Annotated in this window: 14 protein-coding genes; 7 read left to right on the top strand and 7 right to left on the bottom strand. The window is 59.3% G+C overall.

The genetic code is table 11. The features are described 5' to 3' along the window. The first annotated feature begins 26 nt into the window (after positions 1 to 26). The 3 genes from AC0J41_RS11955 (at position 27) to AC0J41_RS11945 (ending at position 3,151) form a co-directional block, all read left to right on the top strand. A complete protein-coding gene (locus tag AC0J41_RS11955; RefSeq protein ID WP_473015679.1) occupies positions 27 to 899 on the top strand; it encodes a LysR family transcriptional regulator in 873 nt (290 codons plus the stop codon). A gap of 115 nt (positions 900 to 1,014) precedes the next feature. Then, a complete protein-coding gene (locus AC0J41_RS11950) occupies positions 1,015 to 2,550 on the top strand; it encodes an EAL domain-containing protein (protein ID WP_473015678.1) in 1,536 nt (511 codons plus the stop codon). Positions 2,551 to 2,785: 235 nt separating this feature from the next. Continuing rightward, positions 2,786 to 3,151: a histone-like nucleoid-structuring protein, MvaT/MvaU family gene (locus AC0J41_RS11945; protein ID WP_025109950.1), complete on the top strand. Its 366-nt coding sequence runs from the start codon at positions 2,786 to 2,788 to the stop codon at positions 3,149 to 3,151. Positions 3,152 to 3,369: 218 nt separating this feature from the next. Here AC0J41_RS11945 and AC0J41_RS11940 read toward each other — a convergent pair whose 3' ends face one another. Then, positions 3,370 to 3,888 (bottom strand): DUF4946 domain-containing protein, encoded by a 519-nt coding sequence (locus tag AC0J41_RS11940; RefSeq protein ID WP_025109951.1) that lies wholly within the window; start codon positions 3,886 to 3,888, stop codon positions 3,370 to 3,372. A 139-nt stretch (positions 3,889 to 4,027) separates the two neighbouring features. Here AC0J41_RS11940 and gloA point away from each other — a divergent pair, with 139 nt between their 5' ends. Then, on the top strand, positions 4,028 to 4,549 hold the full coding sequence (gene gloA, locus AC0J41_RS11935; protein WP_025109952.1) for a lactoylglutathione lyase: 522 nt from the start codon (positions 4,028 to 4,030) through the stop codon (positions 4,547 to 4,549). Positions 4,550 to 4,654: 105 nt separating this feature from the next. Here gloA and ahpF read toward each other — a convergent pair whose 3' ends face one another. From ahpF to AC0J41_RS11920, 3 genes are all read right to left on the bottom strand, one after another. Continuing rightward, positions 4,655 to 6,217, bottom strand: a complete 1,563-nt coding sequence (gene ahpF, locus AC0J41_RS11930; protein WP_473015677.1) for an alkyl hydroperoxide reductase subunit F — start codon at positions 6,215 to 6,217, stop codon at positions 4,655 to 4,657. 124 nt (positions 6,218 to 6,341) lie between these two features. After that, positions 6,342 to 6,905 carry an alkyl hydroperoxide reductase subunit C gene (gene ahpC / locus AC0J41_RS11925; RefSeq protein ID WP_003224621.1) on the bottom strand — a complete coding sequence of 188 codons (564 nt, stop codon included), beginning with the start codon at positions 6,903 to 6,905 and terminating at the stop codon, positions 6,342 to 6,344. A gap of 136 nt (positions 6,906 to 7,041) precedes the next feature. Next, complete coding sequence (locus tag AC0J41_RS11920) at positions 7,042 to 7,980, bottom strand: site-specific integrase (protein WP_025109954.1); 939 nt, start codon at positions 7,978 to 7,980, stop codon at positions 7,042 to 7,044. Between the two features lie 177 nt (positions 7,981 to 8,157). Here AC0J41_RS11920 and AC0J41_RS11915 point away from each other — a divergent pair, with 177 nt between their 5' ends. Next, positions 8,158 to 9,174, top strand: a complete 1,017-nt coding sequence (locus AC0J41_RS11915; protein WP_473015676.1) for a DNA-binding protein — start codon at positions 8,158 to 8,160, stop codon at positions 9,172 to 9,174. Here the strand turns inward: AC0J41_RS11915 and gorA are convergent. Next, positions 9,171 to 10,529 carry a glutathione-disulfide reductase gene (gorA, locus tag AC0J41_RS11910; protein ID WP_473015675.1) on the bottom strand — a complete coding sequence of 453 codons (1,359 nt, stop codon included), beginning with the start codon at positions 10,527 to 10,529 and terminating at the stop codon, positions 9,171 to 9,173. The two genes, AC0J41_RS11915 and gorA, sit on opposite strands and share 4 nt — an antisense overlap. A gap of 197 nt (positions 10,530 to 10,726) precedes the next feature. On the opposite strand from gorA, the gene AC0J41_RS11905 reads away from it, so the two are divergent. Together AC0J41_RS11905 and AC0J41_RS11900 are read left to right on the top strand one after the other, a co-directional pair. Next, complete coding sequence (locus AC0J41_RS11905; RefSeq protein ID WP_473015674.1) at positions 10,727 to 12,973, top strand: TonB-dependent siderophore receptor; 2,247 nt, start codon at positions 10,727 to 10,729, stop codon at positions 12,971 to 12,973. Between the two features lie 132 nt (positions 12,974 to 13,105). Next, complete coding sequence (locus AC0J41_RS11900; RefSeq protein WP_025109959.1) at positions 13,106 to 13,315, top strand: hypothetical protein; 210 nt, start codon at positions 13,106 to 13,108, stop codon at positions 13,313 to 13,315. A gap of 84 nt (positions 13,316 to 13,399) precedes the next feature. On the opposite strand, the gene AC0J41_RS11895 is transcribed toward AC0J41_RS11900, so the two are convergent. Together AC0J41_RS11895 and zapE are read right to left on the bottom strand one after the other, a co-directional pair. Continuing rightward, a complete protein-coding gene (locus tag AC0J41_RS11895) occupies positions 13,400 to 13,897 on the bottom strand; it encodes a GNAT family N-acetyltransferase (RefSeq protein ID WP_473015994.1) in 498 nt (165 codons plus the stop codon). Positions 13,898 to 14,106: 209 nt separating this feature from the next. Further along, a complete protein-coding gene (gene zapE / locus AC0J41_RS11890) occupies positions 14,107 to 15,222 on the bottom strand; it encodes a cell division protein ZapE (RefSeq protein ID WP_473015672.1) in 1,116 nt (371 codons plus the stop codon). Positions 15,223 to 15,595 lie beyond the last annotated feature (373 nt).

Raw genomic sequence — 15,595 nt, 5'->3', positions numbered from 1 at the left:
TGTCATCGTAAAATGAGCAAACACTCATGACCCTCACTCAATTGGAGATTTTCTCGCTGGTCGCGCAACTGCGCGGTTTCACCCTCGCCGCCCATCGTCTGGGAATTTCGCAGTCGGCCGTGTCGCATGCGCTGAAGTCGCTGGAGCAGGAACTGGGCGTCGAACTGTTACGCCGGCATCAGTCGCAGGTCGAACTCACCGACATCGGCGAGCAATTGCTGCAGCGCGCGCGGGCCATGCTTGGCCTGGCCAACACCTTGCGCCAGGAAGCGGCCGATGCGCGCGGCATGAAAAGCGGCACGTTGCGCATCGGCTCGTTCGGCCCCACCTCGTCGATCAAGTTGCTCCCGCCGATTCTCCGCCACTATCGCCAAGCGCATCCGGGCATCGAAGTGCACATTGATGAAGGGCCGGATCGGCAGATTGTCCAGTGGCTGGAAGAACGGCGAATCGACATCGGTTTTGTGGTGCTGCCCGAGGAACGTTTCGATACCTTCGCCCTGGCCGCAGACCAGATGGTCGCACTGCTGCCGGTCAATCATCCATTGGCCGCGTCCCCCGCACTGAGCCTCAAGGACTTGTGCGCCGATCCGTTTGTGCTGACCGAGGCTGGCTCCTCGGAGCTGGTTTCACGCTTGTTCAATGCCGCGCGCCTGCAACCGAACATCCGCTATCGTTGCTCGCAACTGCTCAGCACGCTGGATGTCGTTGGGCGTGGCGAGGCGATCACTATCGTCGCCGAAGGCTCCTTACCGGACGTTGCAACGCAGCGCTATGTAAAGAAGCCACTGTTGCCCACCGTGCAGCGCCAGATCGGCCTTGCCGTCCTCGATCAGCGCCAGGCATCTCCGGCCACGCTGGCCTTTATCGAACTGGCGACACAGATCCATCAACCGTGAGCAGCACAAGCGTCAACGGCCATCTATCATCCCTTCTGACTCCGCTGATTTTCACAGGCGCGCCGTTGCCAGGCCTGCATTCGAGAGTTTCACCCTATCGCATCAGGATGCGCCCATGCCCTTGACCGTCAGACCCCGCCGCAAACGTAGCGTGCGCATCATTGTGACCTCGCTTTGTGGTCTGCTGCCCGTCCTGTTGGGCAGCGCGATTCTGTATATGCAGGCCCAGCGGACCCTGCAACAGAGCACGCAAAACACCGCCGACGAAGCGCTGCGTCAGTTCGAATTGATGCTCGACAACACCGCCCAGGCCGCCAGTGATCTACTGCCCTTGGCCGGCCAGCCCTGCGAGAGCGTAAAACTGGCATTACGCGAACAGGTGACCCGTCGACCCTTCGTGCGCTCGACCAATCTGGTGTGGGACAACAACCTTTATTGCAGCTCGTTGTTCGGTGAGTTCAAGGAAGCCGTGAACCCGGGCGACTACACCCAGGGCAAACTGTGGTTGATGAACGGCAACCCCGTCACCCCGAACACCGCGCTGTTGGTGTATCGGCTCAGCGAAGGTCGCGGCGGCGCACTGACCACGCTCGATGGCTACCACCTGAGCAACGTGCTGCGCCTGATTGGTCGGCAGACGCTGTTGTTGCTGCAGGTCGGCGACAATTGGCTGTCGGCCGATGGCAAGGTGCATCAGGGTGCGCTGCCAGCATTGCCGGTGGCGCAGAGCATGCTGGCGTCTTCGCGCTACGCCTTCAGTGTCAGCGCCGGTTTCCCGCCAGGCGAGACCTGGCGCTACATGGCCGACGAGTACCCGCCGTTGTTCAGCCTGCTGATATTTTTCGGGGTGATTTCGGGCGCTATCGGCCATGTCCTGCAACGACGTTCCACCTCGCCCAGCCATGAAATGCTCCGTGCACTGGAGGCCGGCGAGTTCATCCCGTACTTCCAGCCGGTGGTGCATGGCGACAGCAAGAAGTGGTCCGGCGCTGAAGTGCTGATGCGCTGGAAGCACCCCAAGGAAGGTCTGGTGCGCCCGGACCTGTTCATCCCGTTCGCCGAACATTCGGGCCTGATCGTGCCCATGACCCGCGCGCTGATGCAGCAGACCGCCGCCCTGCTCGGCCCGCTGTCCCCGGACTTCGACAAGCCCTTCCACATCGGCATCAACATCACTGCCAGTCACTGTCAGGACCTGCAACTGGTCGACGACTGCCGCGAGTTTCTCGCTGCATTTGCGCCCGCCAGCGTCAGCCTGGTACTGGAGTTGACCGAGCGCGAACTGATCGAGCCAACCGACATTACGCACCAGTTGTTCGAGCAGTTGCATACGCTGGGTGTGATGATCGCCATTGACGACTTCGGTACCGGGCACTCGAGCCTGGGCTACCTGCGAACATTCAACGTCGACTTTCTCAAGATCGACCAAAGCTTCGTCGCGATGATCGGAATTGATGCGCTGTCACGGCATATTCTGGACACGATTATCGAACTTTCGGCCAAGCTCGATCTGGGTATTGTTGCCGAAGGTGTAGAAACTCAGGCACAGGCCGATTATCTGACTGCACACCACGTCAACTTCCTGCAGGGCTATCTGTTCGGGAAACCCATGCCCGGCGCCGACTTCATCGCGGCATTAAGTGACCATTAACTAAAATGAATTAACCCCGGGCGCTGCGAGCCGACGCACCAAATTGATACAAAACACCACTGTTGTTACATGACGACAACAACAGGATTTACTCTTGGCGCATTAACTACTACAATTTTTTCAGCCTGTGCAAGATTGGCAGGTGAGCCATTTATCACCGAGTCGCTTCAAGGCTCTTGGCTTATAGCTTTGTTTGCGGTTGGTATCAGCCAAACACACTATTGGAGTAAAGATATTGTCCAGACTCGCTGAATTTCGTGCAGCTGAAAAGGCCCTTCAGGAACAGCTCAAGCAGTTGGAATCGCTGAAGAACGATGCCGGGCTCAAGAAAGAAATCGAATTCGAAGAAAAGCTCCAGGGGCTGATGAAAACCTACGGCAAAGGCCTGAAAGACATCATCGCCATCCTCGATCCGAACCCGGGCAAATCCGGCCTGCAAGTGTCTGCCGCACCGAAAACCCGCCGCGCTCGCGTGGTCAAGGTCTATCAGAACCCGCACACCGGTGAACTGATCGAAACCAAGGGCGGCAACCACCGTGGCCTGAAAGCCTGGAAGGAACAGTACGGTGCAGCCACCGTTGATTCCTGGTTGCGCGGTTGATCTTGCGTCAACAAACAAGCCCTGCATTATGCAGGGCTTTTTTTTGGACAATATCTAACAAAAGCAACGATTTCCCTAGGGCTAGTTATGAAGCGGCTTTAACAGCCACAAGACGCGCGGCTAAACATTTTGCGCCGGGATGTTACCAGCGTAACCTGCGCTAACTTTGTGCTTAATGCCTTCGGGTATCTAACGCCCACCGATCAGCGAACAGAGGCTTAAAGTTTCAAGCTGTTTCTCGCGGCGACTATTTCGTCAGCGCTGGCCTTATAAACCTCAGCCTGACCGGCGTAAGAAAGTACATAAGCCTTATCCGCTTCGACCGCAGCGACCAATGTTTGCGACAACACATGACGGCCGTTTTCGGTGATCGTGCAGGTGGTCTCCAGTGCATCGAGAGCGCCGAGTTTTGCCGGGTGCACCTTGTTGCAAACACTCTGATAACCGCCCTGGAAGAAGTCTTTCTGAATCGACTTGCGCATCTCCAGCAGAACGCCCGGCACATTGACCTGATGGCCAGCCTCGACCTGGGTCATGGTCAACTCCATCACCATGACCTGATTGCCGTCGGCGTCGTTTTTCACCGCACGCTGGCGGGACACTTGCGGCGGTGTGTCGGGCAATGCCTGGACCTCCCAACCGGCAGGCCAGGTGATACTCGGCTGATCCGCCAGTGCCGGAACGGCCAGCAGCGACGAGAAAAGGACAACGAACAGCGCTTTGAACGGTCGGATCATTACCAGAGGCACTCGCAGATTGAGCAGTAAAGTCTGAGGCCGGCCCGTTCACAGAGCAAGCCGCGCATTCGGTTTGGCGATGCCGGCCCGCATGCGTATCATTGCGCCCATTCACTCGCCCCATTGTTACGGAGGGCCTATGAGCCTGCACGAACTGAACACTTTCCCCGGCGTTACCGCCACCCCGGACAGCGCAACCCGCAACTTCGTCTTCAACCACACCATGCTGCGTGTGAAAGACATCACTCAGTCGTTGGACTTCTACACCCGTGTACTGGGTTTCTCACTGGTCGAGAAGCGTGACTTTCCGGAAGCCGAATTCAGCCTGTACTTCCTCGCTCTGGTCGACAAGGCGCAGATCCCGGCCGACGCCGCTGCCCGCACCGAGTGGATGAAGTCGATTCCCGGCATCCTCGAACTGACCCACAACCACGGCACCGAAAACGACGCCGAATTCGCCTACCACAACGGCAACACCGACCCGCGTGGTTTCGGCCACATCTGCATCTCGGTGCCGGACATCGTTGCTGCGTGTGCACGTTTTGAAGAGCTGGGTTGTGATTTCCAGAAGCGCCTGACTGACGGCCGCATGAAAAGCCTGGCGTTCATCAAGGACCCGGATGGCTACTGGGTTGAAATCATTCAGCCTGCGCCGCTGTAACTGACTACATCAATCTCCTGCAGGCTCACTCCTGCAATTGAATATGTGTCAGGCATAAAAAAACCCATGATCGCTCATGGGTTTTTTCGTTTCAGCGACTGGCGTTTACGCCGGAGCCGACGTGCGGATCAAGTGATCGAACGCGCTGAGGGAAGCCTTGGCGCCCTCGCCCACCGCAATCACGATCTGCTTGTACGGCACGGTAGTCACGTCACCGGCAGCGAAGATGCCCGGGATCGACGTCTCGCCACGGTTGTCGACGATGATTTCGCCGCGCGGCGACAGCTCGATGGTGCCTTTGAGCCAGTCGGTGTTGGGCAGCAGACCGATCTGCACGAAGATCCCCTCCAGCTCGACGGTGCGCAGTTCATCACTGTTGCGATCCTTGTAGCGCAGGCCATTGACCTTCTCGCCGTTCCCGGTGACTTCAGTGGTTTGCGCACTGGTGATCACGGTGACGTTCGGCAGGCTGTGCAGTTTGCGTTGCAGTACCGCGTCGGCGCGCAGTTGCACGTCGAACTCCAGCAGCGTCACGTGCGCCACGATCCCGGCCAGGTCGATGGCCGCCTCAACGCCGGAGTTACCGCCGCCGATCACCGCCACGCGCTTGCCTTTGAACAGCGGGCCGTCGCAGTGCGGGCAGTACGCCACGCCTTTGTTGCGGTATTGCTGCTCACCTGGCACGTTCATTTCACGCCAGCGCGCACCGGTCGCCAGAATCACGCTCTTGGCTTTGAGGGTCGCGCCGCTGGCGAAGTGGACTTCGTGCAGCTCGCCGTTCTTGCCCGGGATGAGCTTATCGGCACGTTGCAGGTTCATGATGTCAACGTCGTATTGCTTGACGTGTTCTTCCAGCGCCGTGGCCAGTTTCGAGCCTTCGGTTTCCTGCACGGAAATGAAGTTCTCGATGGCCATGGTGTCCAGCACCTGACCACCGAAACGCTCAGCCGCGACACCGGTGCGAATGCCTTTACGCGCAGCATAGATCGCTGCCGAAGCACCGGCCGGGCCACCACCAACCACCAGCACATCAAACGCTTGCTTGGCACTGATTTTCTCGGCCTGACGCTCAATGGCGCCGGTGTCGAGTTTGGCGAGGATCTCTTCCAGGCCCATACGGCCCTGACCAAAGTTCTCCCCATTAAGGTAGATGCTCGGCACGGCCATGATCTTGCGATCGTTGACTTCGTCCTGGAACAGCGCGCCGTCGATGGCAACGTGACGGATGTTCGGATTCAGCACAGCCATCAGGTTCAGCGCCTGGACCACATCCGGGCAGTTCTGGCACGACAGCGAGAAGTAGGTTTCGAAGGTGAATTCACCTTTGAGCGAACGGATCTGCTCGATCACTTCGGCACTGGCTTTCGATGGGTGGCCGCCGACTTGCAGCAGGGCCAGCACCAGGGAAGTGAATTCGTGGCCCATCGGGATGCCGGCGAAACGCAGGCTGATGTCGGCCCCCGGGCGATTGATCGAGAACGATGGCTTGCGTGCATCGTCACCGTTGTCGATCAAGGTAATCTGGCTCGAAAGACTGGCAACGTCTTTCAGCAGTTCCAGCATTTCACGGGATTTCGCACCGTCGTCGAGGGAGGCAACGATCTCGATCGGCTGGGTGACCCGTTCCAGGTACGATTTCAACTGGGCTTTAAGATTGGCGTCCAACATACGGGCGATTTCCTTTATTTGAGGCGAAAAAAAGCCCGAGCGAATCTCGCCCGGGCATTTTTATTGGGCGGTGCAGCGTACTTAAGAAGGTGCGGCGTACCGCCCTGAGTTGCGTGTCACAGACTTAGATCTTGCCGACCAGGTCCAGGGACGGTGCCAGAGTGGCCTCGCCTTCTTTCCACTTGGCTGGGCAAACTTCGCCTGGGTGAGCAGCAACGTACTGAGCAGCCTTGATCTTGCGCAGCAGTTCGGAAGCGTCACGGCCAACGCCGCCATCGTTCAGTTCAACGATTTTGATCTGGCCTTCAGGGTTGATCACGAAGGTGCCACGGTCAGCCAGACCGGCTTCTTCGATCAGCACGTCGAAGTTGCGGGAGATGACGTGGGTCGGGTCGCCGATCATGGTGTATTCGATTTTGCCGATGGCTGGCGAAGTGTTGTGCCAGGCAGCGTGGGCAAAGTGGGTGTCGGTCGAAACGCTGTAGATTTCCACGCCCAGTTTCTGGAACGCAGCGTAGTTGTCGGCCAGGTCTTCCAGTTCGGTTGGGCAAACGAAGGTGAAGTCGGCTGGGTAGAAGAACACTACGGACCATTTGCCTTTCAGGTCAGCGTCCGAGACTTGTACGAAGTCGCCGTTTTTGAACGCGGTAGCTTTGAACGGTTTTACTTGGCTGTTGATGATAGGCATTGATGACTCTCCGTCAGGGTTGTGAATTCGATGGGTGAATCCTACCCACTCACTCGACGGATGGCTCATTGGCAAACCTGATGCTGCTGATTTGTTTTCGCTATTAGCTGACTGTATTAATAGAAGAAAACGATATCTACGACGTAAGCGGTTTATCCGTAATCCGAGCCATCCCGTGAAAGGGGCTGGCTTCAACATAGCGCATGGCTGACTTCATATCCTTCCAGCCGACGTAACTCATCAACGACTTCAGATCCCAGCCGCTTTGATGCGCCCACGTGGCAAAGCCGCGGCGCAGGGAGTGGCTGGTGTAGCGTTCGGCTGAAATCCCGGCGCGCTCCAGCGCCTGGCGCAGCAATGGAATCACGCTGTTGGCGTGCAAGCCCTCCTCGCTCAAATGGCCCCAACGGTCGATCCCGCGAAACACCGGGCCGCGCACCAACGCCGCTTCGGTGATCCAGTCAATATAAGCCTGCACCGGGCACAGCTTCAGCAGCGCCGGCGCCTGATAGGTCTGCCCGAGGTTTTCGCGATCGCCCTTGCTGCGCGGCAGATACAAGGTGATGCCGCTACCGGCGTGCGCCTGCACATGCTCGATCTGCAGCCGGCACAGCTCATCACTGCGAAAGCCGCGCCAGAAGCCGAGCAGAATCAGCGCCCGGTCGCGATAGGCCTTGAGCAGTTGCGGGCGATCCTGCTGCTGTCGGGCACTGCTGGCTTCCTGCTCCAGCCAATCGACCACGTGCTGCAGATCGTGCAGTTGCAGCGGCTCGGCCTGTTTCTCCTGCGCCGGATGCAGCGCGCGAATGCCTTTGAACACCTTGCGCACCACCGGCGCCTTGGTCGGATCGGCAAAGCCCTGGCTGTTATGCCATTGCGCCAGTGCCGACAGGCGCAGCTTCAGCGTATTGATCGACAGCACCCCGGCATGCTCGACCAGGTAACGCGCAACGCTGTCGGCCGTCGCCGGCAGGAAGCCACCCCACTTCACTTCAAAGTGCTCGATTGCCGAGCGATAGCTGCGGCGGGTGTTGTCACGGGTGGCGGCTTGCAGATAGCGATCGATATCGCTCATGGGCTGTGTTCTCGCAGACGTACTGATTCAGGGCGCAAAAAAGCCATTTAAGCACCTGACATTGGGTAATACCAGTATATCCCGCCTCTTTATAATCAATCATTTAACTTTATTTTCAGCGTGGTACACTGCGTACTTTGGTGGCATGTACCACAGTACGAAATGGTAGGAGTTCACATGGCCCGTGGCGGCGTAAATAAAGCGGTGGTTCAGATAGCGCGCACAGCGATTCTGGCCCGAGGCGAACACCCGAGCATCGATGCAGTACGCATCGAACTGGGCAATACCGGTTCGAAAACCACGATCCATCGCTATCTGAAAGAGCTGGACGACGGCAGTCAGCCGGTCGAAGCGCCCGCAGAACCGATCAATGACGAGCTGACGGCACTGGTCTCGCGCCTCGCCCAGCGCCTCAAAGAACAGGCGCAAGAGCCCATCGAACAAGCCCGCGAGCAGTTCGAAGAACAGCGCGAAACGCTGGAAGCGCAATTGAAGCAAGTGCGCCAGGCACTCGAGCAACTGGAACAGCAGCACGATATTCAAGGCGCCGCGCTGGCCAGGGAATCCGAGGCGCTGAACGACACCCGCTCGATGCTGCAGACCGAGCAAACGCGCAACGCCGGGCTGAACCAGGCACTGGCCGACTTCGAGTTGCGCTTGCAGGACAAGGACGAGCAGATCCGCTCGCTGGAAGAAAAACACCTGCACGCCCGCGATGCGCTGGAGCACTACCGCAACGCCACCAAAGAGCAGCGCGAGCAGGAACAGGCTCGTCACGAAGGGCAGATCCAGCAGTTGCAGATGGAGCTGCGTCAGGCGCAACAAAGTGCGCTGGTGCGTCAGGACGAGATCACCCAGTTGCACCGTGACAACGAACGCTTGCTTACCGAGAACCGTGGCACCCAGCGCGAACTGAGCCTGATGCAGGATCAGCTCAAGCACAGCAATCAGCGCCAGGATCAACTGCTCGAACAGGCCAACCGTGTCGACAGCGAACGCACCCTCCTCCAGGAACGCCTGCGCGTGGCCCTGCTGGAAAGTCAGACGCTGAAACAGAACGTCGACGAACAGCTGCTGCTCAATCAGTCACTGGAAAAAGAGTTGACCAAGACTCAGGCGAGCCTCGAAGACAGCCTGCGTCTGGCGGCTACCGTTGCGGCAGCGCCAGACACGGCCAAACCGAAGGACGCTTAAGCGCCGACCGGCGTTCGCATGGTAACGAACTCTTCGGCGGCCGTCGGGTGAACCCCGATTGTGTCGTCGAAGTCACGTTTGGTGGCGCCGGCCTTCAGCGCGATCGCCAGGCCTTGGACGATCTCACCCGCATCAGGGCCGACCATGTGGCAGCCCAGCACTTTGTCGGTCTTGGCATCCACCACCAGCTTCATCAGGGTTTTCTCCTGACATTCGGTCAGGGTCAACTTCATCGGACGGAAGCGGCTCTCGAAAATCACTACTTCGTGACCCGCGTCCCGCGCCTCTTCTTCGGTCAGGCCGACAGTGCCGATGTTGGGCAGGCTGAACACCGCCGTCGGGATCATCTTGTAATCCACCGGACGGTATTGCTCAGGCTTGAACAGTCGCCGCGCCACCGCCATGCCTTCGGCCAGTGCCACCGGCGTCAGCTGCACGCGACCGATCACATCGCCCAGCGCGAGAATCGACGGCTCGCCTGTCTGGTATTGCTCGTCGACCTTGATGAAGCCCTTGTCGGTGAGCTGCACATCAGTATTTTCCAGGCCCAGGTTGTCCAGCATCGGACGACGACCCGTGGCGTAGAACACGCAATCGGCTTCCAGCACGCGACCATCCTTGAGGGTCGCTTTCAAGCTGCCGTCAGATTGTTTGTCGATGCGCGCGATGTCGGCATTGAATTGCAGATCCATGCCGCGCTTGGTCAGCTCTTCCTGCAGGTGCTTGCGCACTGAGCCATCGAAACCGCGCAGGAACAGATCACCGCGATACAGCAGCGTGGTATTCGCGCCCAGACCGTGGAAGATCCCGGCGAACTCGACCGCGATGTAACCGCCACCGACCACCAGCACACGTTTCGGCAGCTCTTTGAGGAAGAACGCCTGATTGGAGCTGATCGCGTGTTCGTGCCCCGGAATCTCCGGGATCTGCGGCCAGCCGCCAGTGGCGATCAGGATGTTTTTCGCGGTGAAGCGCTCACCATTGACCTCGACCTCGTGCGGGCCGACGATCTTCGCGTGCGCCTCGTGCAGGGTCACGCCGCTGTTGACCAGCAGATTGCGATAAATGCCGTTGAGGCGATTGATCTCGCGATCCTTGTTGGCGATCAATGTCGCCCAATCGAAATTCGCTTCGCCAAGACTCCACCCGAAACCGGAAGCCTGCTCGAAGTCTTCGGCGAAATGCGCGCCGTACACCAACAACTTTTTCGGCACGCAACCGACGTTGACGCAAGTGCCGCCCAGATAGCGGCTCTCGGCCACCGCCACTTTTGCGCCGAAACCGGCGGCAAAACGCGCTGCGCGTACACCGCCGGAACCGGCACCAATCACATAAAGGTCAAAATCGTAGGCCATTTCTATCTCCTCGGCAGGCCATCAGCATACCCGCAGCGCTCCATTGGGCAAGCGCTGTGCGCAGCTTTTCACCTTGGGCGGCCAAGTCGGACAACCTCTCCAAATAATAATATTTCTCGTTTGTTACTAAATCGCCGGGCTGCACCTCGTCTCTGAACCAACGGATTTTTTCTCTCGAAGACAAGGAGTCGGCTGCGATGTTCGCGCCCATCACCCGTTCCATGACCCTCACTTTCGGCCTGTGCAGTGCCGCGTTGAGTCCCGATCTGCTGGCTGACGCTGCCCCGGAAACACCGGCGCAATCCGCCGCCCAGGCACTGGAGCTGGCAGCCACCAGCGTCAGCGCCGAGGGCCTGGGCATCAACACCGAAAACACTCACGCCTACACCACCGGCGCGATGAGCACCGCAACGCGGATGAACCTGTCAATCAAGGAAACCCCGCAATCGGTGTCGGTGGTCACGCGTCAGCAGATGGACGATTTCAAACTCGGTACATTGTCCGACGCCATGAGCCAGACCACCGGCATCGTCGTGCAGCACAACGACTCGGATCGGGTCAGCTACTCGGCGCGCGGTTACTCGATCGACAATTTCCAGATCGACGGGATGCTGAACACCTTCAGCTACATGAAGTCCGACGCCGACACCATCATCTACGACCGGATTGAAGTGGTGCGCGGCGCAACCGGACTCACCACCGGCGCCGGCGATCCCTCGGCAACCATCAACATGGTGCGCAAACGTCCGACTGCCCAACTGCAAGCGCTGGCAGGCGTCAGCGGCGGCAGCTATGACGACTACTACAGCTACGTCGATGTCGGCGGCCCGCTGGCGTTCGATGGTCGCTTGCGCGGGCGCACGGTACTGGCCTATCGCGACAGCCAGTCGTTCCGCGACAAGTACGCGCTGCAACGTGAAGTCGGCTACGGCATCCTCGAAGCCGACCTGACCGACTCCACCGTATTGGCAGTCGGTTATGACTATCAGGACAAACAGGTTCAGGGCACCTCGTGGGGCACCGTGCCCTACTGGAATGCCGAGGGCGGCAAGGCCGGGCTGGGGCGCTCGACCAACATGGCCACCTCCTGGAGTTCCTGGCCGCTGCGCGACAAGACCGCGTTCGCCAACCTCGACCAGCAAATGGCCGGCGGCTGGCACTTGAAAGCCGCCTACACCCATCGTAAAAGCGACACCGACGGCAAGATCTACTACGGCGGTGGCGGCTTCCCCGAAGCCGACCGCAGCGGCATGTCCGCCAACACCAGCCACATGGCCGGCAACCAAACCATGAAGGCGTATGACTTCAACGTCTCCGGCCCCTACTCGCTGCTCGGACGCGAGCACGAAATGATGTTCGGCTACGGCGAAGCCGAACGCCGCTCCGATGACCCGTACACCATCGCCGGTGCGCTGCCGGCCGGTTACGACACCATCCGTGACTGGAAGTACATGGGCGACATCGGCAAATTCCCGGACACCGTGACCGGACTGAGCGGCTTCAAGGATTACACCCGGCAAAAGGCCGGTTACCTGGCAACGCGCCTGAGCTTCACCGATGAACTGCATGCGGTGCTCGGCAGTCGTTACGGCAGTTGGAAGACAGCCAGCACCACCAACGCCTACGACGATAACCTGCACCTGAGCGGCGTCGACAAAAGCAGCCAGCAACACAACGACATGTGGACGCCTTACGCCGGTCTGCTGTACGACCTGACGCCGGAATACACCGCCTACGTCAGCTATACCGACATTTTCAAACCACAGACCAAACGCGACGCCAATCGCAAATACATCGAGCCGGTGGTCGGCAGCAACTACGAGGTGGGCCTCAAGGGCAGCCTGCTCGATGAGCGCCTGAACCTGTCCACGGCGTTGTTCTGGAGCAAGCAGGACAACGTCGCCGAACTGGACGATTCAGTGGTGCCGGACCCGGTGACCGGCGAGCAGTTCTACAAGTCCGGCGGCAAGGGCAACAAGGTCAATGGCTTTGAAGCGGAGGTCTCCGGGGAGGTTCTCGACGGCTGGAACATGACCGCCGGCTACACCTACACCCACTCGGTCAACGGCGAAAAACAGCGCACCAACACCAATGAGCCGCTGAACATGTTGCGCCTGTCCACGGCCTATCGCCTGCCGGGCAACTGGCACGCTCTGACCGTAGGGGGCGCCGTGAACTGGCAGAGCGATGTCTATGGTGCATCCAACCGTCCGGTCGGTCGTGGTGCCAATGGCCGGCTCATCACCGAACGCGCGCAAATCAGTCAGGGCGCCTACACCGTGGTCAAGCTGATGTCGCGTTATGAGTTCGACAGGCACCTGTCGGCATCGCTCAACGTCGATAACCTGTTCGACAAGAAGTATTACGACAACGTCGGCTTCTACAACGGCGTGTACTGGGGCGACCCGCGCACGGTGACCCTGAGCCTGGACTGGAAGCTCTGATCCAGCGCATCGCGCCATTACAGGGCAATCCCTGGCGAAGTGTTAACCCCGAGTTAATTCACGCTGGGGACACTGTGCCCCGAGATCTGCTTCATGGACGAACGGCTCCCACGTTTTTCAGTAGGAGGCACCATGAACACCAGCACCGTAATCCTTGCCGGGCTACTCGCCCTCGGTTCCGCCAGCGCCTTTGCCGAGGGCGGCGCCGAACGCATGCGGCATTACTACGACAACTTCCCGGTCCACCACGCGCAAAGCGAGCAGCAGAGCGCATCCAAAACGGTGGAACTGAAGGTTCCAGACGATCAGACCGCACAAGTCACCGAGTCTTATCGCGACTGATTCAACGAGCAACCGATGGACCTCCGATGGCTCCGCTCTGGCCTCGGAGACGACAGTTGGGCGCCCTGTTCGGGGCGCCTTTTTTTATGCCTGCAGATCCTTGATCCAGAACAGCATGCGACCATGCTCGGGGTCGAACATCCCCGGGGCAAAACCGAACTTGCGATAAGAGTTCTGCGCCACGGCGTTGCCTTCGAGTACTTCCAGGGTGATTTTGCAGCAACCGCGCTGGCGGGAAATATCCTCGACCTTGCGCAGCATTTTCTGACTCAGCCCGAGGCCGCGAAATTTCGCCACCACCGCCACGTCATGAACATTGACCAGCGGTTTGCAGGCAAACGTCGAGAAGCCTTCGAAGCAGTTCACCAGCCCTGCCGGTTCACCGCCGACAAAAGCCAGCACGCTGAAAGCATGGGGTCTGCGCGCCAGCTCTTCGGGCACGCGACGCAGCAGTTCGGGGGCAAGCGAATGACCGCCACCCATGGGATCTTCTGCGTAGTGATTGAGCACGATGCCGATGGCTTCGGCGTGCAGTGGGTTGGTGTAGCTGGCTTGAAGCACAAGAACTTCTGCGGAATCCATTTCCATCCCCGATCATGACCCCGGCGTGCAAGGCGCGCACCTGAAAGGCTGTTCGACCATAACGCGAGGCTGATTCAACCTACAACCTCTAAAGATGAAAATCGTCGGCGAGGAATGTTACCGGCTGTTCAATGTCCCCCACGCGTTCTGGTAAGCCATGGTCAGTAAGTGATGGGACAGCGGTTGGCTCATGCTTGCGCCCTCTTCGCTCATTCGGCAAAACGCTGCAGTTGCATCTCCTGCAAGCGGCTGAGGGTGCGGCGGAACGGGAACTCCAGATACCCCTCGGTGTACAGCGCCTCCATCGGTACCTGAGCCTCGATGTACAGAGGGACTTTACGGTCGTAACACTCGTCGACCAACGCGATGAAGCGGCGCACACCGTCGTCGTGAACCGACAATTGCGGCAACTCGCGGTCACCGGCCACCACCTGCGCCGAGCCGTCTTCCGTACCGCGAGCGATACGCCCCTCGCGTTTTTGTGCACTGAGGTTCGGCACTTCGCTCAACAGAATAGATCGATAGCTATCGCACAGGGTAATGAAGTCCATGGCAGCGAACGGTTGCTCGCAGAGATCGGCATAGCGACACCAGAGCACCGCCGCACTGGCCTGCACCACGTTCAGTACCCGGTGTCCCACAGGGACCGGCTCCGCGCTGGCAGGTTGCCCGGCGTTGAGCGACTGGAAGACTGGCTCCAGCGCACTGCCTTGCCCAGGCTCTGCGACAAAATATCGCTGCCGGGCGGTGCCCGGGTGCAGGCGATGATCCTCGGCACCGTTCACCGCAACGACTTGCATGTGGGCCTTGATCGCGGCAATTGCCGGGACAAACCGGTCGCGGTTGAAACCATCGGCATACAGCTCATCCGGCGGCAGGTTGGAGGTGCAGACCACCACCACGCCTTCGTCGAACATCACCTGGAACAGCCGCCCGAGGATAATCGCGTCGCCGATATCGTTGACGAACAGCTCGTCAAAACACAGCACCCGCACTTCAGCCGCCAGTTCCCTGGCCAGTGCCCGCAGCGGGTCAGCAATCCCGGTCAACTGGAATGAGCGCTGATGCACCCAGCCCATGAAGTGATGAAAATGTTGACGCCGGGCCGGCACCCGCAGGCTTTGATAGAACTGATCCATCAACCAGGTCTTGCCACGCCCGACCGGGCCCCACAAGTACACGCCGGTGACCGAACGAGCACCGGCGTGCAAGGCTTCATGGCATTTTTGCAACGCCCAGACCGCGTGCTCCTGGGCTTCATCCTGGATGAAACCCTTGTGCTGGATCGCGTGTTGCCAGGCGCTTAAGGGAGAGTCGAAAGTCATGCGCGGCAGTATGCCACGATGTCCCTGAAAAACAGGTGGACTTTTGTGGGAGCGGGCTGCTCCGAAGATCCCTGCGGGAGGGGGCTTGCTCCCGAAGGCGGTGGGGCAGCCAACATCATCGGTGAATGACACTCCGCCTTCGTGAGCAAGCCCACTCCCACAGAGGATTTGTGGTGTGTCAGAGGTCGAGTGTGTGTCTTGGTGCCTCGGAGCACAGTGCAGCAACTGCCTGGAAGACAGATTCCTGTAGGAGTGAGCCTGCTCGCGATGGCGGTGTCAGCCAACATCTTCGGTGAATGACACTCCGCCTTCGGGAGCAAGCCCACTCCCACAGGGGATTTGTGGTGTGTCAGAGGTCGAGTGTGTGTCTTGT

It is taken from the genome of Pseudomonas sp. Arb-4-2C (genome assembly GCF_055755015.1).
This window is presented reverse-complemented; position numbering and strand designations above follow the sequence as displayed.